We start from the raw sequence: 24736 nt of genomic DNA, 5'->3' as shown, positions 1-24736 counted from the left end.
TTTCCCTCTCCCTTCCGATCCGGTCGCTTTTTTCACCAGGCGCGACTTTACTTATCCTTTTGATCTCTATCCGCCAGCCCGGACGCGAAAGGAGCGTTGATGTCTCTCAATAAACTGGATCAGGCCGCAGAAGCGGCGGGAATTGCCTTGCGTTTTGTGAATGCCAGAGGGGAAAAGGAAACCATCAGCGATGAGACCAAAGAGGCGCTGCTGGCGGTAATGGAGGCGCCGGCAGGTAAAGCGCCGCCGGTGCCGCCGGTGCAGGTCTTTGTGGCACGCGCCCGGCGCGAGCTTGCGGTGGGTGGCAAAGGTGAATTTACCTGGCAGCTGACCACTGAGCAGGGCAAAAGCCACAGCGGCACGGTACAGGGTGGCGAGATGCTGACGCTGCCGCCGCGTCTGACGCAGGGCTATCATCAGCTCAGCCTGCGTAAAGGGCGTCAGGAGTGGCAGTCGCGCCTGATTATTGCGCCGCGTCGCTGCTACCTGCCTGAACCGCTGGCACAGGGAGAAAAACGCTGGGGTGCGCTGGTGCAGCTTTATACGCTGCGCTCAGAGCAGAACTGGGGTATCGGTGACTTTGGCGATTTAAAACGGATGCTGGAGCAGGTAGCGGCGCACGGCGGCGACTTTATTGGCCTTAACCCGCTGCATGCGCTCTATCCGGCTCAGCCCGATCTCGCCAGCCCCTACAGCCCGGCGTCGCGCCGCTGGCTGAATATTCTCTATATTGACGTCAGCCAGGTGGCAGCATTTCAGCAGAGCGCCGCGGCACAGCGCTGGTGGAAGAGTGCGAAAACCCGCAAGGCGCTGGAGAAGGCGCGCGCGGTGGAGGCAGTTGACTATGCGGCAGTGGCGGCACTCAAGCTGGAGGCGCTGCGTCTGGCCTGGCAGCAGTATCAGCCGCAGGCGGCAGAGGAAGCGGATTACCAGGCGTTTCTGACGGCGGGCGGCGACGCGTTGCGTTATCAGGCCGCGTTTGATGGCATTCTGGCTGAGCGCAGCGGGCAGGATGAGCAGGGGTGGGGCTGGGAAACCTGGCCGGAGGGTTTACGCAGTGCCGCGCAGCCGGAAGTCCAGGCCTGGTGCGCGCAGCATGAAGAGGAGATTGGCTTCTGGAGCTGGCTGCAGTGGCTGGCGCATCAGCAGTTCAGTGACTGCTGGCAGCGCAGTCAGGAGCTGGGTATGGCGGTGGGGCTTTACCGCGACCTGGCGGTAGGTGTGGCTGAACATAGTGCCGAAACCTGGCAGGATCCGCAGCTATATAAACTTGGCGCTTCGGTCGGCGCGCCGCCCGATCCGCTGGGACCGCTGGGACAAAACTGGGGGCTGCCGCCGCTCGATCCGCACGTGCTGCGCGCGCGTGGCTATCAGCCGTTTATCGACCTGCTGCGCGCGAATATGCGCGACTGCGGCGCGCTGCGCATCGACCATGTGATGTCGCTGCTGCGACTGTGGTGGATCCCGCATGGGGAAGGTGCGGATAAAGGCGCCTACGTCTCCTATCCGGTAGAGGATCTGCTGGCGGTTCTGGCGCTGGAGAGCCAGCGGATGCGCTGCATGGTGATTGGCGAAGATCTCGGCACCGTGCCGCAGGAAATTGTCAAACTGCTGCGCGACAGCGGGGTTTTCTCCTGGAAAGTACTGTTCTTCGAGCAGGAAAAAGAGGGGCGCTATCGCCTGCCCGACAGCTATCCGCCGCAGTCCATCGCCAGTGCCAGCACGCACGATCTGCCGACGCTGAGCGGCTTCTGGCAGGCGGAGGATCTGGCACTGGGCGAGAAGCTGGGTATGTATAAAGGCAGTACGCTGCAGTCGCTGCAGGCGCAGCGCGTGGAACAGAAACAGGCGCTGCTGGATGCGCTGCATCAGGCCGGGGCCATGCCGGCGCGCAGTGCAAAGCAGGCGGAAAAACAGGCGCTGACGCCAGCCTTTAATCAGGCTATCCATCGCTTTCTGGCGCTTACCCGCAGCACGCTGCTGGGCCTGCAGCCGGAGGACTGGATGGGCATGACAACGCCGGTTAACGTGCCGGGCACAACAGATGAGTATCCTAACTGGCGACGCAAGTGGAGCTTTACGCTGGAAGAGGCGTTTGCGGATAAGGGCGTGAAGAAACTGCTGAAAACGGTAAGCGAGGCGCGTAAAGCGTAGTAAAACCGCGGCAGCGCAGGGCGCTGCCGCATAAACTATCAGTAGTAGGAGTGTTCGCCGCGCTGGTGTTCAGTGAGATCGCGAACCCCTTTCAGCTCCGGGAAGGCAGCCAGCAGCTCTTTCTCAATGCCATCTTTCAGCGTGACATCAATCATCGAGCAGCCGTTACAGCCGCCGCCAAACTGCAGCACGGCGATGCCATCATCGGTGATCTCCATCAGCGACACGCGGCCACCGTGGCTGGCCAGCTGCGGATTGATCTGCGCCTGCAGCAGATATTCGACCCGCTCTGCCATCGGCGCATCGTCAGAGACTTTACGCATTTTCGCGTTTGGCGCTTTCAGGGTCAGCTGAGAGCCGAGATTATCCGTAACGAAGTCAATCTCTGCATCTTCAAGATAGGGTGCGCTCAGCTCATCCACATAGGCAGAGAGTTTATCGAACTTCAGTTCGGTATCCGTTGCTTCTACCGCGTCAGGCGGGCAGTAGGAGACGCCGCACTCGGCGGTTGGCGTACCCGGGTTAATAACGAATACGCGGATCTGGGTGCCATCTTCCTGTTTTGACAGCAGTTTTGCGAAATGCTCTTGCGCAGTATCAGTAATACGGATCATGGCGATTGCTCAATAGTTGACTAAATTACCTGGTTATAATACGCCCAACACCGACGCTCTACAAGGTACGGCACAGGCAGCCAATATGGATGCTGGCGGCGCCCTCAGCCTGCAGCAGGCGGCTGATCTCCGCTACGGTGCTGCCGGTGGTGACCACATCATCAATCAGCAGGATATGGCGATCCTGCACCGGCATTTCAAGGCGGAACGCGCTGCGCAGATTATGACGGCGCGCGCGGGCATTAAGCTGATGCTGGGTGCTGCCGCGACGTATCCGGCTGACACCTTCACGATACTCACACCTCAGCCAGCGTGCGAGCGGCTGCGCAAGCAGCGCTGACTGATTAAAGCCGCGCTGCCAAGCGCGCTGATGATGCAGCGGCACGCTCAGCACCAGATCGAACGCCGTAGCGGGTTCATTCCGGCGCGTTGTTAACAATTTTAACAAAAGCAGCCGCGCCAGCATCACCCTGAGTGCGATCGCGCCGGAAAATTTCAGCTGCTGTACCCAGTCACTCAGCGGCGGAGTGTAATCGCTGACGCAGGTTAAGCGATGCCACGGCGGCGGCTGACGCAGGCAGCGACCGCAGCGCTGCGCTGCAGTGGCTGGCAGGCCGCAGCAGGGGCAGAGCGCCGGCAGGAGCGGCAGCTGATGCAGACAGAGAGTGCACAAGCCGTGGTGTGCAATCTGCAGCGGAAGATGGCATAGCCAGCAGCGGGCCGGGGTTGATAGCATAGCGACCTCTTTTTCACTTTTCGGGAGTGTAACCGATGAGTTCGCTTTACTGGCACACCACGGGCGCGGGCGATCGCGATCTTGTGCTGCTGCACGGCTGGGGACTGAATGCCGAAGTGTGGCAACACATTGTTCCGCGACTCAGTCCCCATTTTCGCCTGCATCTGGTGGATCTGCCCGGATTTGGCCGCAGCGCAGCGGCCGGTCCGCTGACGCTGATACAGATGGCGCAACAGCTGCTGCCGCAGCTGCCTGAACGCGCCACGCTGCTGGGCTGGTCACTGGGCGGGCTGGTTGCCAGCCAGCTGGCGCTGCTGCAGCCGGCGCGCGTTTCTGCATTGATCAGCGTAGCCTCCTCGCCCTGTTTTACCGCGCAGGCGGAGTGGCCGGGGATTAAGCCCGACACCCTGACCGGTTTTCAGCAGCAGCTCAGTGACGATTTCCGGCGCACCGTTGAGCGCTTTCTGGCATTACAGACCATGGGGACAGAAAATGCGCGTCAGGATGCGCGTCAGCTGAAAGAGGTGGTGCTGTCGCAGCCGATGCCGTCAGTTGCGGCGCTGCAGAGCGGGCTGGAGATTCTGCGGCAGAGCGATTTGCGCCCGACGCTGGACACTCTTAGCGTGCCGTTTCTGCGCCTCTATGGGGCGCTGGATGGGCTGGTACCGCGACGTATTGCCGCCGAGCTGGATGCGCGCTGGCCCGGCTCCCCGTCAGTGGTCATGGAAAAGGCAGCGCATGCGCCGTTTATCTCACATCCTGAGGCGTTCTGCGGGCACGTGACGCAGTTTATCCACGCAGCCACATAAACTGCCAGGCAGCGAGCGTCACCGGCGCGCTGCCGTCCACCTTTTGCCCGCTGACGATATCCTGGTAGTGGCGCGCCTGCGGCAGCGTGGCGGTAATTTCACGGCTGCTCAGGTTAAACAGGCACAGCAGCCCCTCTTCATCTGGCGCGTGGCGGCGAAACAGCAGGACTGCATTGTCGCTCTCCAGCAGAGTCATGGCGTTATCGGGATGAAAAGCGGGCTGGCGGGTGCGCAGCTGGATCAGCGCACTCAGCCGTTCAAACACCTGCTGACGCAGCCAGTCGCCGCCGCTGATCCACTGCTCCATTTCACGCAGGCTATATTTTTCGCGATTGATGGCGCGGTTGTGGCCGGCAGCGCGCACCCCTTCGTTATCGTTACGCGAGCCGAGGATGCTCTGAATATAAATCGCGGGCACGCCCGGAAACGCCAGCAGAATGGCGTGCGCCAGCAGGAAACGGCGCAGGCGCGTCTCATCATCATCGGTCTGATGGTTAAGCGCATCGAGATAGGTAACGTTGATTTCATAGGGGCTGGTGGTGCCGTCGGGGTTGTTTTTATATGACACCAGCGCGCCTTCCAGCGCCAGCTCACGCACCAGGGCAACAATTTCAGGCTCTGACAGAATGCCACGCGCCGGATTCAGGCCGATACCGTCATGCGAGGCGAGAAAGTTAAAAAAGGTGGTGCTGCCGCTGCCGGGCGTCAGCGAGGCGGCCCACTGACGCAGCGCGCGCGCTGAACCGGCATGGATCGCCTGCAGCACCAGCGGCGGCAGAGAAAACTGATATACCATCTGCGCTTCATCATCCCCGCGGCCAAAATAGCTGATGTTATCCTGGTGCGGCACGTTGGTTTCCGTGATGATCACCGTGCCCGGCGCAACAACATCGGCGACGGCGCGGAACAGCTTCACCAGCAAATGGGTTTTATGCAGGTGAATGCAGCGCGTGCCCGGCGTTTTCCACATATAGCCAACCGCATCCAGCCGCACATAATCCGCACCTTTTTTCAGGTAGTCGAGCAGCACGCCGATCATACGGATCAGCACATCCGGGCTGGCGAAGTTAAGATCGATCTGATCGGCGCTGAAGGTGGTCCAGATATAGCGCGTGCTGCCGTCGGCCAGGGTAAAAGGCGTAAGCAGCGGCGAAGTGCGCGGGCGGGTCACGGCGCTGAGATCGGTGGCCGGCGGCATACTGATAAAAAAATCATCCCAGCCCGGGTCCTGCGCCAGATAGTGACGAAACCAGGCGCTGTGCGCCGAGATATGGTTGCAGACAAAGTCGAACATCAGCCGCGTCTGGCTGTGCAGCGCCGCAATCTGCTGCCAGTCACCGCAGATCGGATTGACTTTGTGGTAGTCGATAACCGAAAAGCCATCATCGGACGAGTAGGGAAAGAATGGCAGCAGGTGCACCAGGTTAAAAGCAGACTGCAGGTGCTGCTGATAAAAGCGTGTAAAGCTGGCGAGGGTGGGCTGCTCCGGCTCACGAAACTGATCGGCGTAGGTGATGAGCACCACATCTTTCTCATCCCAGTGCGCTTTGCGTGGCATTTTCACGCTGTCGCGCGCGGCACGAATATGTGACAGCAGACGCTCGCGCGCGATGGCGGGCAGGTCTCCTTCATAGATCTCATCGAGCAGGGCGTTGATTTTATCCATCAGATTGTCAGGCCACGCGGAAGGTCAGTGGATCACACAGATTTTTTCAGCGTAGCCTGACGGGACAATTTCGCAACCTGTTACCTGCAGCCATTTGCCGGCTGCAGGCAGATTAGCAGGCTGAAATCAGCGCTTTTTACCAAAAGCCGCAGCCAGCGCATCACCCATGGCACTGTTGCCTGCAGGCGCAGGCTTGCCGCGCCCTTTGGCCGGATTTGCGGCGCGCGCCGGTTCTCTGGCAGCAGGTCGGCTACCGCTGCGTGCATTGCTCTCACCCGGCTGTTCATCCAGACGCATAGTGAGCGCAATACGTTTACGCTGCAGATCCACTTCCATGACTTTGACCTTCACGATATCGCCTGCTTTCACCACCTGATGCGGATCTTCCACGAAGCGATCGGAGAGAGAGGAGATATGCACCAGTCCATCCTGATGCACGCCGATATCCACAAAGGCACCAAAGTTAGTCACGTTGGTCACGGCGCCTTCCAGAATCATGCCGGGCAGCAGATCGTTCATGGTTTCCACGCCTTCGGCAAACTGCGCGGTTTTGAACTCAGGACGCGGATCGCGGCCCGGCTTTTCCAGCTCTTTGATGATATCGGTCACGGTAGGCAGACCAAAGCGTTCATCGGTAAAGTCGCGCGCGTTCAGATTGCGCAGGCTGCCGGGATTTCCCATCAGCGCATCCAGCGCCTGCTCAGTGGCAGAGAGAATACGCTCCACCAGCGGATACGCTTCCGGATGCACCGTAGAGGCATCCAGCGGATTGTCACCGTGATTGATGCGCAGAAAGCCGGCGCACTGTTCAAACGCTTTTGGTCCGAGGCGGCTCACTTTCAGCAGCTGCTGACGGTTCTGAAAACGTCCGTTTTCATCACGCCAGCCCACAATATTCTGCGCCATCATGCGCGTCAGACCCGCTACGCGCGTAAGCAGGGCGACCGAGGCGGTGTTGAGATCGACGCCAACGGCGTTAACGCAATCTTCAACCACGGCATCCAGCTTTTTCGCCAGCTGACTCTGACTGACATCATGCTGATACTGGCCCACACCAATCGATTTAGGGTCAATTTTGACCAGCTCGGCCAGCGGATCCTGCAGGCGACGGGCAATAGAGACCGCACCGCGCAACGATACGTCGAGGTCAGGAAACTCCAGCGCCGCCAGTTCCGAAGCGGAGTAGACGGAGGCGCCCGCTTCACTGACGATCACTTTTTGTGCGCTGACCTGCGGAAACTGTTTCTGCACATCGAGGAAAAAGCGCTCGGTTTCGCGCGAAGCGGTGCCGTTACCAATCGCCACCAGCTCAACCTGATGCTTTATACAGAGCGCCGCGACGGCCGCCGCCGCTTTCGCCGCCTGACCGGTGTGCGGGTAGACCGTATCAGTGGCCACCAGTTTGCCGGTCGCATCAACTACGGCAACCTTCACACCGGTGCGCAGGCCAGGGTCAAGCCCCATTGTGGCGCGCATACCGGCCGGAGCGGCCATCAGCAGATCGTGCAGATTGCGGGCAAAGACGTTAATCGCTTCATCTTCGGCCCGTTCACGGATGGTGCCCATCAGTTCGGTTTCGAGATGCAGCAGCACCTTGATGCGCCATGTCCAGCTCACCACCGCTTTACGCCAGCTGTCAGCCGGCGCATTATTCAGGCGCAGACCCAGGTGATCGGCAATCAGCGTTTCGCCATAGCTTTCACGCGGCGCCTCTTCAGACTGCGGATCGGCATTCAGCGACAGCTGCAGTACGCCTTCGTTGCGGCCGCGAAACATCGCCAGTGCGCGGTGCGAAGGCACGCTGCTCAGCGCTTCGTGATGATCAAAATAGTCGCGGAATTTAGCGCCCGCCTCTTCTTTGCCCTCAACGACACGTGCTACCAGATGGGCGTTTTTCCACAGATAGTCGCGCACTTTTGCCAGCAGCGCGGCGTCTTCGGCAAACCGCTCCATCAGGATATAGCGTGCGCCATCGAGCGCGGCGCGCGTATCCGCCACGCCTTTATCCGCATCCACAAAGCCTGCAGCTACCGCTTCCGGCTGCTGCGAGGGATCGTTCCACAATGTGTCAGCCAGCGGTTCGAGGCCCGCTTCAATGGCGATCTGGCCACGCGTACGGCGCTTCTGCTTGTAAGGCAGATAGAGATCTTCCAGCTCGGTTTTACTCAGCGTGCTGTTGATAGCCTGCGCCAGTTCCGGCGAGAGTTTGCCCTGATCGTCAATCGATTTCAGAATCGACTGGCGGCGATCGTCCAGCTCGCGCAGATAGCTCAGGCGGCTCTCCAGCGCGCGCAGCTGGGTATCATCCAGCCCGCCGGTGACTTCCTTACGGTAACGTGCAATAAAGGGGACGGTATTCCCTTCATCCAGCAGGCGTACGGCGGCATCAACCTGTTCGGCGCGTGCCTGCAGCTCACCTGCGATAATCTGGCTCAGCGAATCTTTCATCATCAGTAACGATCTTGCTTATCCGGGGTTAAAAACAGGGGACAGTTATACGGACTGAGGGCGTAAATTGCCAGCCAGCCGGGCGGCAATCCATCTTTTTCTGAATCGCGCCCGCATCTTGCTGCCTGCGGCAGCGTCGCTTATTGTACGCAGCTGGCGACCTGCAAAACTGACATAAATGAGCCGATGTAATGAAAACTCAACTGATTACCCGCGAAGGCTACAACAAGCTGCGCGCCGAGCACGATCATCTGTGGAATGAGAAGCGTCCGGAGATCACCCGTATCGTCTCCTGGGCCGCCAGCCTCGGCGATCGGTCAGAAAACGCGGACTATACCTACAATAAACGGCTGCTGCGGCAGATTGACCGGCGGGTACGCTACCTGCGCAAATGCCTCGCTGAGCTGAAAATTGTTGATTACGCCCCGCAGCAGGAGGGCAAAGTCTTTTTCGGCGCGTGGGTAGAAGTGGAGAATGAGCAGGGGGAACAAAAGCGTTTTCGCATCGTCGGACCAGATGAAATCTATGGCGATAATGTGAAAGAGTACATCTCGATCGATTCACCTATGGCGCGGGCGCTGATCAAAAAAGAGGTCGATGATGAGGTCACCGTTAACACGCCTGAAGGACAAAAGATCTGGTTTGTGAATCAGATTACCTATCACGACAAGGCGTAAGTGAACTGCACTGCGCGTGGTGAGCCACAGGCAGCGCAGTCCCGGTATAGCGCTTACTTGCCCGGCACCGTTGCGGTAGTGGTTGAGGTGCTGCTGCCATTGCCATCGCCACCGCCACCGCCCATGGTAGCCAGCGCCACGCCCAGCAGTGCTGCTACTGCGCCCACGCCAATTGCATCCGAGTTGCCTTTTGCTGTCGTTGACGCCTGCGCACCGGCGGCTTCACCGACTGACGTTGCCGCCTGAACCTGGGTAAGGCTGGAGAGAACCAGCGCGCTCAGCAGAACAACTTTTTTCATTTTTCTTCTCCACATGACACCGATCGGGTCGATACAGCAGAAGTGTCGGAGATCATCGGGCCGGGCGAAAGTGGTGTTTACTCGCTGATTTAACTGTCTTTATTTATAAATGGTCTTGGATTGTGCCGCCGCTGACACTCTTCCGAGAGCGTTATGAGGCGCTAACCAGAATCTGCGCAGTTTTGTGCTGCCGGCGGTCTGCTATCCCGCTGAATTGATGTGAAAGCGCAGGGCAGGCTCTGGCAGAGCGGGAAAAGTGCGGTCGAGCCACGCGCAGTGAGAAAAAGTGCCGTTTTTTCAGACAAGCGCTAATCAGGGTAAAATCGGGTGGCAAAAGCGGGAGCGGAGCCGCATTTCAGGCAAGAAATTAAATATAAGCTCCTGTTTAATATGCTTTGTAACAATTTCGCTTAGAATATAAACCATAAATATCTGTCACAGACAGGTCCCTTATCCTCACAATATTGCTTCAGGCAATGGCGCCTTTGGGAGTTGAACATGCAAGAGAACTACAAAATTCTGGTCGTTGATGACGATATGCGTCTGCGCGCGCTGCTGGAACGCTATCTCACCGAACAGGGCTTTCAGGTGCGCAGTGTCGCTAATGCTGAACAGATGGATCGCCTGCTGACGCGTGAATCGTTTCATCTGATGGTGCTGGATTTAATGCTGCCAGGCGAAGATGGCCTCTCTATCTGTCGCCGTCTGCGCAGCCAGAGTAACCCGATGCCGATTATCATGGTGACAGCTAAGGGTGAAGAGGTTGACCGCATTGTCGGGCTGGAAATCGGGGCGGATGACTATATTCCCAAACCGTTTAACCCGCGTGAACTGCTGGCGCGGATCCGCGCGGTGCTGCGTCGTCAGGCCAACGAGCTGCCGGGTGCGCCTTCACAGGAAGAGGCGGTTATCGCCTTCGGCAAATTCAAACTGAACCTCGGCACGCGTGAAATGTTCCGTGAAGATGAGCCTATGCCGCTCACCAGCGGTGAATTTGCCGTGCTGAAAGCGCTGGTAAGTCATCCGCGTGAGCCGCTTTCGCGTGACAAGCTGATGAACCTGGCGCGCGGACGTGAATACAGCGCCATGGAACGCTCAATCGACGTGCAGATTTCGCGCCTGCGCCGCATGGTGGAAGAAGATCCCGCGCATCCGCGCTATATCCAGACCGTCTGGGGTCTGGGCTACGTTTTTGTGCCGGACGGCAGTAAAGCATGAGGCGACTGCGCTTCTCGCCCCGCAGCTCCTTTGCCCGCACCCTGCTGCTGATCGTTACCCTGCTGTTTGTCAGCCTGGTAACGACGTATCTGGTGGTGCTGAACTTCGCTATTCTTCCCAGCCTGCAGCAGTTTAATAAGGTGCTGGCCTACGAAGTGCGTATGCTGATGACCGATCGGCTGCAGCTGGAAGATGGGACACAGCTGGAAGTGCCACCCGCCTTCCGGCGCGAAATTTACCGCGAGCTGGGGATTTCGCTTTATACCAACGCGGCGGCAGAAGAGAGCGGGCTGCGCTGGGCGCAGCACTATGAGTTTCTGAGTGAGCAGATGGCGCAGCAGCTGGGCGGCCCGACCGATGTGCGCGTCGAGGTCAATAAAAACTCGCCGGTTGTCTGGCTGAAAACCTGGCTTTCGCCCGATATCTGGGTGCGGGTGCCGCTGACGGAAATTCATCAGGGTGACTTCTCGCCGCTGTTCCGCTACACGCTGGCGATTATGCTGCTGGCGATTGGCGGAGCCTGGCTGTTTATCCGGATGCAAAACCGGCCGCTGGTGGATCTGGAGCACGCGGCACTGCAGGTGGGCAAAGGCATTATTCCGCCGCCGCTGCGTGAATACGGAGCCTCTGAAGTGCGTTCGGTGACGCGCGCCTTCAATCAGATGGCGGCTGGCGTCAAGCAGCTGGCTGACGATCGCACCCTGCTGATGGCGGGCGTCAGTCACGATCTGCGCACGCCGCTGACGCGCATCCGTCTGGCGACCGAGATGATGGGTGAGCAGGATGGCTATCTGGCGGAGTCAATTAATAAAGATATCGAAGAGTGCAACGCTATCATTGAGCAGTTCATCGATTATCTGCGTACGGGTCAGGAGATGCAGACCGAGCGGGCCGATCTCAATAGCGTGCTGGGAGAAGTGGTCGCGGCCGAGAGCGGCTATGAACGCGAGATTGAGAATGCGGTGATGACCGATGAGCTGATGCTGAATATCAATCCGCTCTCGATTAAACGCGCGGTGGCAAATCTGGTGGTAAATGCTGCGCGTTATGGTAACGGCTGGATCAAAGTCAGCAGCGGCCAGGAGCTTAACCGCGCCTGGTTCCAGGTTGATGATGATGGTCCCGGTATTAAACCCGATCAGCTGCAGCATCTGTTTCAGCCGTTTGTGCGCGGCGACAGCGCCCGCAGTACCAGCGGCACCGGGCTGGGGCTGGCGATTGTGCAGCGCATAATCGATGCGCATGAAGGATCGCTGGAGATTGGTGCCAGCGAGCGCGGCGGATTACGTATCCGCGCCTGGCTGCCGATGCCGGAAAACAGCACCGCGCTGGCCAGCGTCGCGCACAGCACCTGAGCAGACAGAAAAAAGGGCGGCAGTGATGCCGCCCGCTGCAGTGGTTCAGCCGTGCTTACAGCTGTGGACCCGCCTGTACCAGCGCTTTACCCGCGTCGTTGTCGGTATACTTCTCAAAGTTAGTAATAAAACGCTGTGCCAGATCCTGCGCGGCCTGCTGCCACTCCGCTTCGCTCTGCCAGCTGCGGCGCGGATCCAGCGTGGCGGCGTCCACCCCGGCCAGCTGCGTCGGGATCTGCAGATTGAACACCGGCAGGGTCACGGTCGCGGCGTTATCCAGCTCGCCTGCCAGAATCGCGTTGATAATCGCCCGGGTATCTTTCAGTGAGTTGCGCTTGCCGCTGCCGTTCCAGCCGGTGTTAACCAGATAAGCCTGCGCGCCCGCCGCTTCCATGCGCTTAACCAGCACTTCAGCATATTGCGTCGGATGCAGGGTCAGAAATGCGGCGCCAAAGCAGGCAGAGAAGGTTGGCGTTGGCTGCGTGACGCCGCGTTCAGTGCCGGCCAGTTTGGCTGTGAAGCCGGAAAGGAAGTGATACTGCGTCTGCTCTGGCGTCAGCCGCGAAACCGGCGGCAGCACGCCAAACGCATCAGCCGTAAGGAAAATGACCTTTTTCGCATGACCCGCTTTGGAAACCGGCTGCACAATGTTTTCAATGTGATTGATCGGATAGGAGACGCGGGTGTTTTCTGTTTTGCTGCCATCGGCGTAATCCACGCTGCCGTCGGCACGCACCACCACATTTTCCAGCAGCGCATCGCGGCGGATAGCGCGATAGATTTCCGGCTCTGCCTGTTCAGACAGGTTGATGGTTTTTGCATAGCAGCCGCCTTCAAAATTGAAGACGCCGTCGTCATCCCAGCCGTGCTCATCATCGCCAATCAGCTGCCGCTCAGGATCGGTGGAGAGCGTGGTCTTACCGGTGCCGGAGAGGCCAAAGAACACGGCCACGTCGCCCGCTTTACCCACATTTGCGGAGCAGTGCATGGAGGCGATGCCTTTCAGCGGCAGCAGATAGTTCATGATGGCGAAGAGGCCCTTCTTCATTTCGCCGCCGTACCAGGTACCGCCAATCAGCTGCATGCGTTCTGTCAGGTTAAATGCAACAAAATTTTCTGAGTTCAGCCCCTGCGCCTGCCAGTCCGGATTGGTACACTGCGCCGCGTTCATCACCACAAAATCAGGCGTGAAGCTGGCCAGCTCTTCATCGCTCGGGCGGATAAACATGTTTTTCACAAAGTGTGCCTGCCAGGCCACTTCCATCACAAAGCGTACGCTCAGGCGGGAGTCAGGATTGGCACCGCAAAAGGCATCCACCACAAACAGGCGTTTGCCTGAAAGCTGCTGGGTACAGCGATCCTTCAGCGCCTGCCAGGTCTCCTGCGAAAGCGGCTGATTATCGTTTTTACCGTTGCCGGTGCCATTCCACCACAGCGTATCGCGCGTCGTGTCATCGCGGACAATATATTTATCTTTCGGTGAGCGGCCGGTAAAAATGCCGGTATCCACGGCGATTGCGCCGCTCTGCGTCAGGGTGCCTCGCGCATAACCCTCCAGCTCCGGGCGGGTTTCTTCCTGAAACAGCGTGTCATAGTCAGGGTTATACACCACTTCGGTAGTGCCGCTGATGCCCAGGTCGGCGAGGTCTTGCGATGTCAGGCCGTTAACGCGCATGTGACTGCTCCTTAAATCGGTACTTCATTGCATTTTTAGGGGGTGTCTGCCGCGTGGCGCACTCGGTTGCGCAGGACAGATCGCGCGCAGTGTACACATCTGAGCAGAAGCGGAAAGTGAAGATAGTTAAAAATGCGAACTGGAACGTGACAAGCGGAGAAATCGGCTACTTATAAAAGTAAAGTTAGTGAAAATTAGTTAATTTCCGTGAAAAAACATGGGGGTATAGTTTTACGCGAAACGGGCGGCGTGGCCGCCCGCAGCGGAATCAGTGCAGCTGGTCGCTGTCGCTGACAGATTCGTTCCGGATGGCAGCAATATCGACCGCGTCATAAACATAGTGCGTGCCGCAATAGTCGCAGTGCATATCGATTTTGCCATCTTCTTCGAGGATCTCATCCACTTCGCTCTCTGGCAGCGTTTTAAGCACTTCACCGCAGCGCTGGCGCGAGCAGGTGCACTTAAACATAACGGGCAGCGGATCGTAAACGGTAGCTTCTTCCTGATGGTAGAGACGCCACAGCACATCGTTTGCCGGCAGCGTGATCAGCTCTTCCGCTTTCACCGTCTCCGTCAGCATGGCCAGATGATTGAAATCATCCTGACTGGTCTCCTGCGCGGGCAGCACCTGCAGTAAAATACCGGCTGCGCCCTGCTCAGTAGTACGGATAAACAGGCGGGTAGGCAGCTGCTCAGAACGCATGAAGTAGTCTTCCAGACAGCCTGCCAGCGTATCCGCTTCCAGACCTACCACGCCCTGATAACGTTCGCCTTTTTCTGGTGTAATGGTGATAACCAGATAGCCGTTACCTGTCATCTCTTTCAGCGTGCTGCCGGGCGCAATCTCTGCACCTTCTTTCACGCGCGCCACGCCACGCAGCTCCTGACGGTTATTACCGTTGATCACTGCCAGCGTCAGCGGACCGTCACCCTGCAGCTGCACCGTGATATCACCGTCAAATTTCAGCGTGGCGGTCAGCAGACTGGTCGCAACCAGCAGCTCGCCCAGCAGCGTTTTTACCGGCTCTGCGTAGTCATGATTGCGGATAATGTCCTGCCAGGTGTGGGAGACATTGACCAGCTCGCCGCGCACGGCAACGTTTTCGAACAGGTAACGGTGTAATTGATCTTGAACAGACATAAGTTTTCTCTCGCAGGGGTGGAAACTATTCATCACCCGACAGTTTAAATTTCATCAGATCGCGGCGCTCTTTTTTATCAGGCCGGCGATCCGGATGTGGCATAGTCAGCGCGTTGAGCTTGCGCGCCAGCGCCGTTTTTTCCCGTTTTTCCACGCTGGCGGCGGTTTCGCTATACATCAGTTGCGCTTCGCTGGCGGGGCGGCGCTGATCGCTGATGGCGTTAACGATCACCGTCCGCTCATCGTTTCCCTGTCGCAGCGTTAACTCCGCGCCAGATTCAACCAGCTTGCTGGGTTTGCTGCGCTGACCGTTATAGTGAACCTTGCCGCCTTCGATCATTTCACGTGCCAGCGCGCGGGTTTTATAGAAGCGCGCGGCCCACAGCCATTTATCAAGGCGTACGCCGTCGCTGATTTTCTCTTTCATTGTGGCTCCTGCTTTAACGCAGCGTTTCACCTTTACCGGTAAACGGGTCCGGCAGGGCGGCGCTGAAAAAGGGTGGCGGCCAGTCGGCGTCGGAAGCGGCTGACGTCCGGGCCTCTGCACCAGACGCTGGCCGGGCTCTCATCACCGCGTCGCGCTATATGCAACCGGCTCTGACGCGAACTTCGCAGAGGAAAAGCTGCAGATACCCGGAGATATGGGCAGAAAGTGATAAATCAAGGTGCGACGCGATGCCGCACCCTATCAGTTTAGCGTAAATGCCGGCCCCGACAGCCGTCGCAAAAAAATGCGCGTCAGGGTAGCACAGAAGGGCGGAGGGTCAGAACAGCGAGCGCACACTCTGCATAGTGCTGAGATTGTGGTTAAAGCATTTATCGTAATATTGCTGAATTTCAGCCATGCGCAGCCGGTTACGATGGATGCGACGCAGCGTCAGTAACCCGTTCACCAGCGCGGAAATCAGCAGTATCAGCATCAGCACAACGCTGCCGATGTAGCGCCATTGCGCCATGGCATCCGGTTCGTTATGCAGCATGATATGGCGTGTCCCGTTAGCGTCGGTACTCATACTGGTAATGATGCCGCTGGCGCTGAACGGCGTATGCAGCAGCATGCCCGCGATACGCTGCAGCTCGCGCCACTGTGAAGGCGCGTCCAGATCAAACAGGGAGACGGCAGGCTGCGGCTGCGTCACCAGCTGCCGGCCTTCATCGCTGATGATAAGAAAGCCGCCCGGCGGCGGGCTGTTAAGCGTTTCCGCCGCACGACGGGTTTCACGGGAAAAGAAGGTCGACGTCGCGGTATTCACCAGATTCTCCAGCGCCTCGGCACTGACAGGCCTTAACAGCACATTCATGCCGCTGAGTTTGCCGGTGTCCGCGCGGTGGATCAGCGAATCCCAGTCTTTTGCATTGCCCAGGTTAACCAGCGCATTTTTCAGCCGGACGCAATCCTGCTGCTGGCTGCAGAGATCCTGCGTCCTTAGCACCAGCTCGGAAAAATCATCCAGCAAAATCATGCCTGACTTCTGAATTGCTGAGGCGAGCTGCGGATTAAGCTTGGGATCGGTACTGGTTTCCGGATGCAGCTGGCGCAGGGTGGTATCCAGCAGCGCAGCGGCCTTGTCAATAATGTCAGACTGCGGCTGAGGCAGCGGAGCAGCTTTGTTCCAGTAGATAGCAGAGCAGTCAAAAGGCATGTAAGCGTAGGTGCGATTGCTCTGGTAATTGCCTGGCACCGAGCACATACCGGTTCCCGTCACCCTGAGCACATCGCCGACGTGCAGCGGCAGGGCAGAGAGCTTATCCACGCTGTCGACCTCAAGACTTTCCGTGCCTTTGACCCAGGCCAGGCTCAGCTTGAGCGGCATACTGAGCGGGATCCAGGTCAGCAGCATTGCCAGTACCAGCAGTGAACCGCAGGCCAGTACCAGATTCTTGCGCCACCGCTGGACCGGGAAATTCCTGACTTCATCCTGCAGCGACAAAAAACGCCCCTGACGCACAACCTGGCGGTTCAGATAGATATCCACTTCGGTGATCTGTCCCAGATCGTGAGCGATATAAGGCTGCCAGTGCGGCGGGTAGATGAGATCGATAATGCCCAGCGAAATGTTGCTCTGCTCCTGGTTCGATTCACCAAACAGGCCCCAGCGTTTCGGCGCACCGCGCAGGCAGTGAATATCACGCAGTCTTTTCTCACCGGGAAAACGACAGAGGAACCAGAGGCTGACGGCGATCATTACGCAGCCAGGCACCACCAGCCAGAGCAGGAGATTGCCCGGCAGCACCAGACCGAGAAAAAACAGCAAAAAAGCGCAGCTGATAACGACCGCTTCACGCGTACCGTCAGGCCGCGAAAGCTGGTACTCCTCGTGCGACTCTTTGCGCACCCGCAGTAACTCAACGTTTTCACTCTCTGCTTTACGGATAGAGGCGTTGGTACTGGCAGGCTGGATCAGCGGCGGCAGGGCGGGTTGCTCAATGGCGTAGTTAACCAGCGAGTGACCATTCAGAGAGATGACCAGCGGCAGCGTCTGCGTGCGGATCAGCTCAACGTAATTTTCATCGGCAATATACTGTTCCCAGAGCGGTGGCAGATGCACTTCCACTTCATCCAGGTAGTAGCGCCATTTATGCGGATCGTCGGTTGAGAGACCGTAGCGGGTGATGGAACGGGTAACCGGGTAGACATGATTGCTCTGAGCCGTCAGCGTCAGCGCTTCCGCTTCCGTAGCAAAGCGGGCGCGGGTGCGCGGCGGCTGACGTTTTGCCAGCGCAGCCAGATACTTTTCTACTGCGATGCGCTCATCATCAGAGAGTTTGCGGCAGGGCGGACTGATAAACGGCAGAGGTCGCGCTAACGGCGGACAATGCCGCATAGCGTACCAGTAAGTGATACCTGCTAATGATGAGCCGATCAGCATCACTGTCAGGATGACAATAAAAGTGCTCATGCTCAGCTCATTCCAGCCAACGAAATGCCTTCACGTTAACGTTCTACTCCCGGCGAAAATCGTAAGATGTGTCAATTCTGGCGAGCAGAAGAGGTTCTGACAAGAAGAAACACAGATAAAATAATGCGCTAAATCATCGGATTATAAATTATTAGATTAATCCCTGATAGGATGTTAACCAGGCAATACTCAATTAAATATCGGTATTTTCTGAATTTCGCGCTGAGGCGTTGACTTATGCTTAAAGCGAGCGAGCGCATAGCGCGCCATACGGCGGGCCGCGCAATCCGGCAGCGGCTTAGCCTGCGTTGCCTGTCGCACATTTGCGCGGCCTTCGGTATGCTGGCGCTATCGCATTTCACAAGGTTGTGCAACGTCTGAGGCTGATATGACCACTCCATTGAAAAAACCTGACATCCTCAAGGTAGAAGCGGTGGCCCGCTCCCGCCTGTTTACCATTGAAGCCGTCGATCTCGCTTTCAGCAATGGTGCACGCCGTGTTTATGAGCGCATGAAGCCTTCTGAACGCGAAGCGGTAATGATTGTGCCGATTCTCGGCGACGACGTTATCCTGATTCAGGAATATGGGGTGGGGCTGGAAAGCTATGAGCTTGGTTTTCCAAAAGGGCTAATCGATCCGGGCGAAAGCGCCTTTGAAGCGGCCGACCGGGAACTCAAAGAAGAGGCTGGCTACGGCGCGACCCGTCTTGAAGCCCTTGGCAAGCTCACCATGGCACCCTCTTACTTCTCCAGCAAAATGAATATCGTGGTGGCTGAAGGGCTCTATGAAGAGAAGCTGGAAGGGGATGAGCCGGAGCCGCTGGTGGTACGGCGCTGGCCGCTGAAGAACCTGCTGGCGCTGCTGGAAGAACCCGACTTCAGCGAAGCGCGTAACGTCAGTGCGCTGTTTCTGGTGCGCGAATGGCTGGTAAAACAGGGCCGGCTTGATTACTGAATAAAAAAGGCGCCCGCAGGCGCCTGTTTATCAGAACAGTTCGTGGCTTTCGCCATTGTCCATAATGGTTGTGCCGACGTCGTGCACGCTATATTCCACCGGCTGCGTGCCGTCGATGAAATACTCCTGACGCGTATTGCCACCACCGTTAGCCAGTTTGCCGGTTGCCCGGTCAATAGTCACGGTGACCACGCCTTCCGGCGGCGTCAGCGGCTGCACCGGTACGCCCTCCAGCGCAGATTTCATATAGTCATCCCACGCCGGCTGCGCGCTCTTGGCTCCGCCCTCGTAACCGGAAATCTGATCCGGAATCGCACCTGATACGGTTGAACGTCCCAGCGCGCGTGAATCATCAAAGCCAATCCAGACCGACGTCACCACACCCGGGCCATAGCCGGAGAACCAGGCATCTTTAGAGCTGTTTGTCGTACCGGTTTTTCCGCCAATATCATTTCGCTTCAGATCGCGTCCGGCACGCCAGCCGGTACCCATCCAGCCCGGCTCGCCAAAGATATTGGAGTTAAGCGCGCTTTTGATCAGGAAAGAGAGCGGGGTATTAATCACGTGCGGCGCATACTGCTGATCGCCTGCTGGCTGCGGCTGTGCCGGAACCTGCTCCAGCGCTGGCTGTGGCACCGTCTGATTCTTCGACTCATCAGAGGTGGCGACGTTCTCCACGCTCTCTTCATTCAGGGCAACTGACTTCTTCGTATCACCATAGATCACCGGCAGATTACACTGCGGACAGGCAATCTTAGGCTTTGTTTCAAAAATCACGCCTCCCTGCTCATCCTCAATGCGGGTGATGAAATAGGGGTCAACCAGGAAACCGCCGTTTGCCATGACCGCATAGCCACGCGCCACTTGCAGTGGGGTGAATGAAGCCGCACCCAGCGCCAGCGACTCGGTATGAATAATATTTTGCGCCGGGAAGCCAAAGCGCTGCAGATATTCCGCAGCATAATCGACGCCCATCGCGCGCATGGCGCGTACCATCACCACGTTTTTAGACTCTCCCAGCCCCTGCCGTAAACGGATAGGACCAGCATAGGTTGGCGGCGAGTTTTTAGGCCGCCAGTCTGCGCCTGCGCCGGCGTCCCAGCGGGAAATCGGCACATCGTTGAGGATAGAAGCCAGCGTCAGACCACGATCCATAGCGGCGGTATAGAGGAAAGGCTTGATGTTCGATCCCACCTGGCGCAGCGCCTGGGTGGCACGGTTAAACATGCTCTGATTGAAATCGAATCCGCCCACCAGCGCGCGCACTGCGCCATCTTCCGGATTCAGCGACACCAGCGCAGAGTTCACCAGCGGTACCTGACCCAGCCACCACTCATCGCCCACTTTACGTACCCAGATCTGCTGACCAGCCTGCAGCACCTGCGTGATACTGCGCGGCGTCGGGCCCTGCAGCGTGTCTGATTTATAAGGGCGCGCCCAGCGCACGCCGGAGAGTTTCAGCGCGACCGTGCTGCCATCTTTCAGTAAGGCCGTGGCCTCCTGAGCGCTGGCGCTGGTCACCACTGCGGCATTCAGCGGTCCGTAGGCGGGCAGTGTTTTCAGCGTTTTAAGAATACGCGGCTGATCCCAGCTGGTCTCGCCCACTTTCCATAACACGGCGGTCGGGCCGCGATAGCCGTGGCGCATATCATAAGCCATAACGTTATTACGCACCGCCTGCTGCGCCGCCTCCTGCAGGCGACGGGTTACGGTGGTATACACCTTGTAGCCGTCGTCATAGGCGCGATCGCCGTAACGTTTCACCATCTCCTGACGCACCATTTCACTGAGATAAGGGGCAGAAAAGGCGATCTCAGGACCGTGATAGCTGGCGGTCAGCGGCGTATTACGGGCCTCTTCATACTGCTGCTGTGTGATGTCGTTCTGATCCAGCATGCGCGCCAGCACCACATTACGACGCGCCAGTGCCCGGCTGTGCGAATAGAGCGGGTTGAAGGTTGAGGGCGCTTTCGGCAGGCCAGCGATCATCGCCATTTCACTCAGCGACAGCTGATCGACCGTTTTACCGAAATAGACCTGCGCCGCCGCGCCAACGCCATACGCGCGATAGCCGAGATAGATTTTATTGAGGTAAAGCTCAAGGATCTCATCTTTGCTCAGCAGCTGCTCAATGCGGATGGCCAGGAACGCTTCCTTGATTTTACGCATCAGCGTACGTTCAGGGCTCAGAAAGAAGTTACGCGCCAGCTGCTGAGTAATCGTACTGGCACCCTGCGACGCATGGCCTGACATCAGCGCGATGCTGGCGGCACGGAAAATCCCCACCGGATCGACGCCGTGATGCTCATAAAAGCGGCTATCTTCGGTCGCGATAAATGCTTTGATCAGCTCTGGCGGCATCTGCTTCAGCGTCAGCGGTACGCGGCGTTTTTCACCATACTGGGCGATCAGCTCGCCATCGGCGCTGTAAACCTGCATCGGCGTCTGCAAACGCACATCTTTCAATGTGTTCACATCGGGCAGCTGCGGCTCTATATACTTGTACAAGCCATAAACCGTACCGGCTCCCAGCAAAATGCAACACACTGCAAGAATCAATAAATACTTTACGAACTTCACCTGAGAATTCCCATCTGTTGGCGTTTGGGCAGTTTATAAACAATCGCGCGGTAGTATAAAGGCAAGCCTGACGCTTTGATATACCCGTCATTTGCCTGTCATTCAGCATAGCCGGGTTTAGCGTTTACCTTTGATGATAAGGAGATCGCGCGTATGGCTTTTCAGCGCTGGCAAATTGGACTGGATATTCAGAACAGGCACCTGTGTGCGCTGGGTATTGAACGCCGTCGTCATGGCTGGCAGCTGCGACACTGGTGGCAGCAAGCGCTGCCGCACGATACGTTACGCAACGGCGTGTTGCAAAGCTCGCCGCTGTTACAGGAGATGTTAGCGTCGTGGCGGCGGCAGCTGCCGGCGCAGTTTTCCCTGCGCGTTGGCCTGCCGCCACAGCTGGTTCTGCAGCGGACCTTGCCGCTGCCCGACACCTCGCTGCGCGAACCCGCTTTAAATCGTTATGTCACTGCCGCCGCCCGTACCCTCTTTCCGGTGGAAACCGCGCTGCTGGCGTTTGACTATCAGTGTGACGCGGCTGAAAACAGGCTGCAGGTTACGGCGGCACGGCGGGACGTAATGGCGCAATGGCTGCAGCCGCTGCAGCAGGCGGGTCTGGAGCCTGACATCTTTGAACTGAGCACGCAGGCCCTGATGCAGGTCGCACAGCAGCTGCCGCTTGCCCCCCATACGCTGCTGATCCACCCGGCAGGCGAGCACGGGTTCTGGGTGTTTAATGATGGCGCGCTGCGCTGCGGGAGCGTCACAGGCGCGCTCGATGCAGACACTGTTACACAGCTCTTTCCGCAGGTATCGGACTCGCTTTGTACCTCTTCGTCAGCCCTGACCACACTACAGGCGAAGCTGTGCCTGCCGCTCTCATTATTACGCTACCAGCAGCCGCCTCTGCCCGCACAGCAGGGCGACTTTACGCTGGCGCTGGGACTGGCGCTGCGTCCCGGAGACAGCTCATGCTAAGGGTTAATCTGCTGCCGTGGCGTGAGCGGCAGTGGCAGAAGTGCTGCCGGCAGACGAAATATCTGCTGATTACCGCGTTAACGCTGCCGCTGCTCGTTGCGCTGGTGCTGGGAGGATATAGCAGACAGCAGCTGACTCAGGCTGAAAGCGCGACAGAACAGGCCCGGCAGCGACTGCTCGCGCTGCGGCACCTGCGCACGCAACAGCAATCACTGCTGCAGGCGCGCGACAGGCTGCTGGACTTACAGCAGCAGCGTCAGCAGGTGGCGCTGCAGTATCAGCACTGGCAACGTTTCTGGCAGCAGCTGCCGGGGTTGCTGCCGGATGCATTGTGGCTGGAGCGTATCGATCGTCAGCAGCAGCTGCTGCGCGTCGAAGGGTGGAGTGACAGCGTGGCTGCGGTGAGCGAGCTGCGCCATCGATTGCTGGCACAGCCGCTGTTTGCCGCCGTCAGGCAGAGGGCGATAACCCGGCAGTCCGATGGCCGATACCGCTTCACGCTGCAGGCGCGGATGCGGGAGCCGCGCAATGAATGAGCTGATGTGGCGCTATGCGCTGTGGCCTTTTGCCTGGCGTGCCGGTTGCAGCACGCTGGTTGCCGCAGCCGTGCTGCTGCTGCTCTGGCTGCTGCTGCTGCAACCCCAGCAAAGCCAGCTGCAGCAGGCGCTGCAGCCGTCAGTCGCCACGCTTACGCAGGAGATCGCTATGTTACAGATGCCGCAGCGCGGCAGCGCGGCCAGCGCATCGCTGGAGCAGCTGGTGAACACGCGTGGCGCGCAGCTGCAAAACTGGCAGCCGCAGGCTCAGCCATCAGAACTGGTGCTGCAGCTGGAGTGGCGTGAATTTATGCCGCTGTTCAGTGAGCTGGCCGGAACCGCTCAGCCGGTACCGCAGCGTTTTTCACTGCGGTCCGGCGCGCGTCTGCTGACGGCAGAGCTGTGGCTGGAGCAATCCGATGCGGAGTAGCGCGCTGCTGTGCCTGCTGCTCTGGGTCGGTGCCGTCGCAGCACGCAATCCTTTCGTCCCTCTGACCACCCGCGCCTGCGAACCGCCTGCCGCCACGCCGCAGAACTGGCGTCTGCAGGGCGTGGCAGGTCGCGCACCCCACTTTGTCGCCTGGGTAATATCGCCCGAGGGGAAAAGCTACCGGCTGGAGCCATCCATTCCTTTTCCGGTTTATCCCTGGCAGGTCGCGGGGATAACCGCGCGCACGCTGACGTTAACCGCGCCGCGCCGCTGTGTGAAGCAACAGATCGTTTGGGTAATTAAAGGAGGCTTTTATGAAACGGATCGTGATGCTGCTGGGGCTTATGTTAAGCACCCCGCTGCAGGCGCAGACCAGCACGCTGAGCCTGGTATTTGACGATGCGCCGGTAGAGCGCATTCTGCAGGCGCTGGCGGATTATCAGCAGACTAATCTGCTGATTGCGCCCGGGGTTGAGGGACGACTGTCGCTGCGCCTGGAGAAGGTAAGCGCAGAGCATGCCCTGTCGCTGATTTCCCGCCTGACCGATCTTGTTCTGATAGAAGAGGAGGGGGTGCTGCTGGTCTATCCGCAAAGCTGGCAGCAGCGTCAGATGCAGCGGGTCCGGCAGGAGCAGGAAGATAAACAGGCGCAGCGGACGCTGGAGCAGCGCACCGTTACGCTTCATTATGCCAGCGCCAGCGATATTCACCGCAGCCTGCAGGGAGAGCCTTCACTGATGTCAGCACGCGGGAGCGTCACGGTCGATAGCCGTACTAACTCACTGCTGCTGCGCGACACGGCACCGGCTCTGGAAAGCACGACGCGCTGGATCAAAGCCCTCGACCGGCCGCTGGAGCAGGTGGAGCTGCAGGCGCATATCGTGACGCTTAACGAAGAGCATCTGCGTGAACTGGGCGTCAGCTGGCAGCTCTCTCCGGCAGATGCGGTAGCGGCGACGCTGCGCAATCCGCAGCTTAGCCTGCCGCTGGCGGTCAGTACGCCAGCACTGCGCGCCGGGGTGACGCTGGGTAAAATGAGCGGTGAATTGCTGAATCTTGAGCTGAGCGCGCTGGAGCAGGAGAATCAGATCGATATCATCGCCAGCCCGCGGCTCTTTACTGCGCATCAGCAGACGGCCACCATCAAACAGGGCACCGAAATTCCGTACGAGGTGAAGTCAGGCAACAGCGGTGCGACGGCAATCGAGTTCAAAGAGGCGGTGCTGGGTATGGAGGTCACTCCCACGGTTCTGGGCAACGGTCGCATTCAGCTGCGGCTGCGGCTGAGCCAGAACATGCCTGGCCGCAGCCTGACGCTGGGAGAGAACCAGGTGCTGAGCATTGAAAAGCAGGAAATTGAGACGCAGGTGACGCTGCGTGATGGCGAAACGCTGGCGCTGGGCGGCATTTTTCAGCAGCAGCGCACGCAGAGTGAAAAGCGCGTGCCGTGGCTGGGAGAAGTGCCGCTGCTGGGCGCGCTGTTCCGGCAGCAGCTGCAGGAGCAGAAAAAACGTGAGCTGGTTATCTTTATTACCCCCAGACTGGTCAGGGAAGCAGCGCTTTCTGCCGGATAA

At 58.5% G+C, this 24736-nt stretch carries 21 protein-coding genes; 11 read left to right on the top strand and 10 right to left on the bottom strand.

The features are described 5' to 3' along the window. Positions 1-99: 99 nt before the first annotated feature. Complete coding sequence (gene malQ, locus LAC65_RS14925; RefSeq protein WP_039380975.1) at positions 100-2154, top strand: 4-alpha-glucanotransferase; 2055 nt, start codon at positions 100-102, stop codon at positions 2152-2154. A 38-nt stretch (positions 2155-2192) separates the two neighbouring features. Here malQ and nfuA read toward each other — a convergent pair whose 3' ends face one another. Together nfuA and gntX are read right to left on the bottom strand one after the other, a co-directional pair. Next, on the bottom strand, positions 2193-2768 hold the full coding sequence (gene nfuA / locus LAC65_RS14920; protein ID WP_039380973.1) for a Fe-S biogenesis protein NfuA: 576 nt from the start codon (positions 2766-2768) through the stop codon (positions 2193-2195). Positions 2769-2826: 58 nt separating this feature from the next. Further along, positions 2827-3504, bottom strand: coding sequence for a DNA utilization protein GntX (gntX, locus tag LAC65_RS14915; protein ID WP_039380970.1), 678 nt, complete (start codon positions 3502-3504; stop codon positions 2827-2829). 35 nt (positions 3505-3539) lie between these two features. Here gntX and bioH point away from each other — a divergent pair, with 35 nt between their 5' ends. Continuing rightward, the gene (bioH, locus tag LAC65_RS14910) at positions 3540-4313 is read left to right on the top strand and encodes a pimeloyl-ACP methyl ester esterase BioH (protein WP_039380968.1); all 774 of its coding nucleotides are present in this window, start codon (positions 3540-3542) and stop codon (positions 4311-4313) included. Here bioH and LAC65_RS14905 read toward each other — a convergent pair. Together LAC65_RS14905 and LAC65_RS14900 are read right to left on the bottom strand one after the other, a co-directional pair. After that, the gene (locus LAC65_RS14905) at positions 4294-5979 is read right to left on the bottom strand and encodes an alpha-amylase family glycosyl hydrolase (protein WP_039380965.1); all 1686 of its coding nucleotides are present in this window, start codon (positions 5977-5979) and stop codon (positions 4294-4296) included. The genes bioH and LAC65_RS14905 overlap by 20 nt on opposite strands. Before the next feature lie 126 nt (positions 5980-6105). Beyond that, the gene (locus LAC65_RS14900) at positions 6106-8427 is read right to left on the bottom strand and encodes a Tex family protein (RefSeq protein ID WP_039385659.1); all 2322 of its coding nucleotides are present in this window, start codon (positions 8425-8427) and stop codon (positions 6106-6108) included. Between the two features lie 191 nt (positions 8428-8618). Between LAC65_RS14900 and greB the strand changes: the two genes are divergently transcribed. Further along, positions 8619-9104 (top strand): transcription elongation factor GreB, encoded by a 486-nt coding sequence (gene greB / locus LAC65_RS14895; RefSeq protein WP_039380962.1) that lies wholly within the window; start codon positions 8619-8621, stop codon positions 9102-9104. A 53-nt stretch (positions 9105-9157) separates the two neighbouring features. Here greB and yjbE read toward each other — a convergent pair whose 3' ends face one another. Then, a complete protein-coding gene (gene yjbE / locus LAC65_RS14890) occupies positions 9158-9403 on the bottom strand; it encodes an exopolysaccharide production protein YjbE (protein ID WP_039380960.1) in 246 nt (81 codons plus the stop codon). A gap of 498 nt (positions 9404-9901) precedes the next feature. Here yjbE and ompR point away from each other — a divergent pair, with 498 nt between their 5' ends. Further along, positions 9902-10621, top strand: coding sequence for an osmolarity response regulator transcription factor OmpR (ompR, locus tag LAC65_RS14885; protein ID WP_001157751.1), 720 nt, complete (start codon positions 9902-9904; stop codon positions 10619-10621). Next, positions 10618-11976 (top strand): two-component system sensor histidine kinase EnvZ, encoded by a 1359-nt coding sequence (gene envZ / locus LAC65_RS14880; RefSeq protein ID WP_039380956.1) that lies wholly within the window; start codon positions 10618-10620, stop codon positions 11974-11976. The genes ompR and envZ overlap by 4 nt, the downstream gene beginning before the upstream one ends. 55 nt (positions 11977-12031) lie before the next feature. Here envZ and pckA read toward each other — a convergent pair whose 3' ends face one another. The 4 genes from pckA to LAC65_RS14860 all read right to left on the bottom strand — a co-directional run bounded on the left by pckA (position 12032) and on the right by LAC65_RS14860 (position 17692). Beyond that, positions 12032-13651 (bottom strand): phosphoenolpyruvate carboxykinase (ATP), encoded by a 1620-nt coding sequence (gene pckA, locus LAC65_RS14875; RefSeq protein ID WP_039380954.1) that lies wholly within the window; start codon positions 13649-13651, stop codon positions 12032-12034. 268 nt (positions 13652-13919) lie between these two features. Further along, on the bottom strand, positions 13920-14792 hold the full coding sequence (hslO, locus tag LAC65_RS14870) for an Hsp33 family molecular chaperone HslO (protein WP_039380951.1): 873 nt from the start codon (positions 14790-14792) through the stop codon (positions 13920-13922). A gap of 25 nt (positions 14793-14817) precedes the next feature. Continuing rightward, positions 14818-15219, bottom strand: a complete 402-nt coding sequence (hslR, locus tag LAC65_RS14865) for a ribosome-associated heat shock protein Hsp15 (protein ID WP_039380949.1) — start codon at positions 15217-15219, stop codon at positions 14818-14820. 337 nt (positions 15220-15556) lie between these two features. Continuing rightward, the gene (locus LAC65_RS14860) at positions 15557-17692 is read right to left on the bottom strand and encodes an intracellular growth attenuator family protein (RefSeq protein ID WP_039380945.1); all 2136 of its coding nucleotides are present in this window, start codon (positions 17690-17692) and stop codon (positions 15557-15559) included. A 388-nt stretch (positions 17693-18080) separates the two neighbouring features. Between LAC65_RS14860 and nudE the strand changes: the two genes are divergently transcribed. After that, positions 18081-18647 carry an ADP compounds hydrolase NudE gene (gene nudE, locus LAC65_RS14855; RefSeq protein WP_039380943.1) on the top strand — a complete coding sequence of 189 codons (567 nt, stop codon included), beginning with the start codon at positions 18081-18083 and terminating at the stop codon, positions 18645-18647. A gap of 30 nt (positions 18648-18677) precedes the next feature. Here the strand turns inward: nudE and mrcA are convergent, their stop codons facing one another. Next, entirely contained in the window at positions 18678-21227 is a 2550-nt protein-coding gene (gene mrcA / locus LAC65_RS14850; RefSeq protein WP_039380941.1) for a peptidoglycan glycosyltransferase/peptidoglycan DD-transpeptidase MrcA, read from the bottom strand. Between the two features lie 153 nt (positions 21228-21380). Here mrcA and pilM point away from each other — a divergent pair, with 153 nt between their 5' ends. Genes pilM through hofQ form a run of 5 tightly spaced genes read left to right on the top strand, consistent with a single transcriptional unit; the run spans position 21381 to position 24736 of the window. After that, complete coding sequence (pilM, locus tag LAC65_RS14845) at positions 21381-22196, top strand: pilus assembly protein PilM (protein ID WP_039380938.1); 816 nt, start codon at positions 21381-21383, stop codon at positions 22194-22196. Continuing rightward, positions 22190-22732 carry a PilN domain-containing protein gene (locus tag LAC65_RS14840; RefSeq protein ID WP_039380935.1) on the top strand — a complete coding sequence of 181 codons (543 nt, stop codon included), beginning with the start codon at positions 22190-22192 and terminating at the stop codon, positions 22730-22732. The genes pilM and LAC65_RS14840 overlap by 7 nt, the downstream gene beginning before the upstream one ends. Next, complete coding sequence (locus LAC65_RS14835; RefSeq protein WP_052246456.1) at positions 22725-23162, top strand: HofO family protein; 438 nt, start codon at positions 22725-22727, stop codon at positions 23160-23162. The genes LAC65_RS14840 and LAC65_RS14835 overlap by 8 nt, the downstream gene beginning before the upstream one ends. Next, a complete protein-coding gene (locus LAC65_RS14830; RefSeq protein ID WP_039380932.1) occupies positions 23152-23559 on the top strand; it encodes a HofP DNA utilization family protein in 408 nt (135 codons plus the stop codon). Before LAC65_RS14835 ends, LAC65_RS14830 begins: the two co-directional genes overlap by 11 nt. Beyond that, on the top strand, positions 23477-24736 hold the full coding sequence (gene hofQ / locus LAC65_RS14825) for a DNA uptake porin HofQ (protein ID WP_071669289.1): 1260 nt from the start codon (positions 23477-23479) through the stop codon (positions 24734-24736). The genes LAC65_RS14830 and hofQ overlap by 83 nt, the downstream gene beginning before the upstream one ends.

Origin of the sequence: Pantoea eucrina (assembly GCF_020079945.1) — a bacterium.
Lineage (GTDB): Bacteria > Pseudomonadota > Gammaproteobacteria > Enterobacterales > Enterobacteriaceae > Pantoea > Pantoea eucrina.
Note: the sequence above shows the minus strand (reverse complement) of the source record. Positions and strands in the feature narration are given on the sequence as shown.

Coding starts and splice junctions, on each gene's coding strand:
- yjbE (WP_039380960.1), bottom strand. CDS start 9,403: ATGAAAAAAGTTGTTCTGCTGAGCGCGCTGGTTCTCTCCAGCCTTACC.
- LAC65_RS14860 (WP_039380945.1), bottom strand. CDS start 17,692: ATGAGCACTTTTATTGTCATCCTGACAGTGATGCTGATCGGCTCATCA.
- bioH (WP_039380968.1), top strand. CDS start 3,540: ATGAGTTCGCTTTACTGGCACACCACGGGCGCGGGCGATCGCGATCTT.
- ompR (WP_001157751.1), top strand. CDS start 9,902: ATGCAAGAGAACTACAAAATTCTGGTCGTTGATGACGATATGCGTCTG.
- LAC65_RS14835 (WP_052246456.1), top strand. CDS start 22,725: ATGAATGAGCTGATGTGGCGCTATGCGCTGTGGCCTTTTGCCTGGCGT.
- hofQ (WP_071669289.1), top strand. CDS start 23,477: ATGAAACGGATCGTGATGCTGCTGGGGCTTATGTTAAGCACCCCGCTG.
- hslO (WP_039380951.1), bottom strand. CDS start 14,792: ATGTCTGTTCAAGATCAATTACACCGTTACCTGTTCGAAAACGTTGCC.
- gntX (WP_039380970.1), bottom strand. CDS start 3,504: ATGCTATCAACCCCGGCCCGCTGCTGGCTATGCCATCTTCCGCTGCAG.
- nfuA (WP_039380973.1), bottom strand. CDS start 2,768: ATGATCCGTATTACTGATACTGCGCAAGAGCATTTCGCAAAACTGCTG.
- LAC65_RS14830 (WP_039380932.1), top strand. CDS start 23,152: ATGCGGAGTAGCGCGCTGCTGTGCCTGCTGCTCTGGGTCGGTGCCGTC.
- LAC65_RS14905 (WP_039380965.1), bottom strand. CDS start 5,979: ATGGATAAAATCAACGCCCTGCTCGATGAGATCTATGAAGGAGACCTG.
- LAC65_RS14840 (WP_039380935.1), top strand. CDS start 22,190: ATGCTAAGGGTTAATCTGCTGCCGTGGCGTGAGCGGCAGTGGCAGAAG.
- LAC65_RS14900 (WP_039385659.1), bottom strand. CDS start 8,427: ATGAAAGATTCGCTGAGCCAGATTATCGCAGGTGAGCTGCAGGCACGC.
- nudE (WP_039380943.1), top strand. CDS start 18,081: ATGACCACTCCATTGAAAAAACCTGACATCCTCAAGGTAGAAGCGGTG.
- pckA (WP_039380954.1), bottom strand. CDS start 13,651: ATGCGCGTTAACGGCCTGACATCGCAAGACCTCGCCGACCTGGGCATC.
- malQ (WP_039380975.1), top strand. CDS start 100: ATGTCTCTCAATAAACTGGATCAGGCCGCAGAAGCGGCGGGAATTGCC.
- envZ (WP_039380956.1), top strand. CDS start 10,618: ATGAGGCGACTGCGCTTCTCGCCCCGCAGCTCCTTTGCCCGCACCCTG.
- greB (WP_039380962.1), top strand. CDS start 8,619: ATGAAAACTCAACTGATTACCCGCGAAGGCTACAACAAGCTGCGCGCC.
- pilM (WP_039380938.1), top strand. CDS start 21,381: ATGGCTTTTCAGCGCTGGCAAATTGGACTGGATATTCAGAACAGGCAC.
- hslR (WP_039380949.1), bottom strand. CDS start 15,219: ATGAAAGAGAAAATCAGCGACGGCGTACGCCTTGATAAATGGCTGTGG.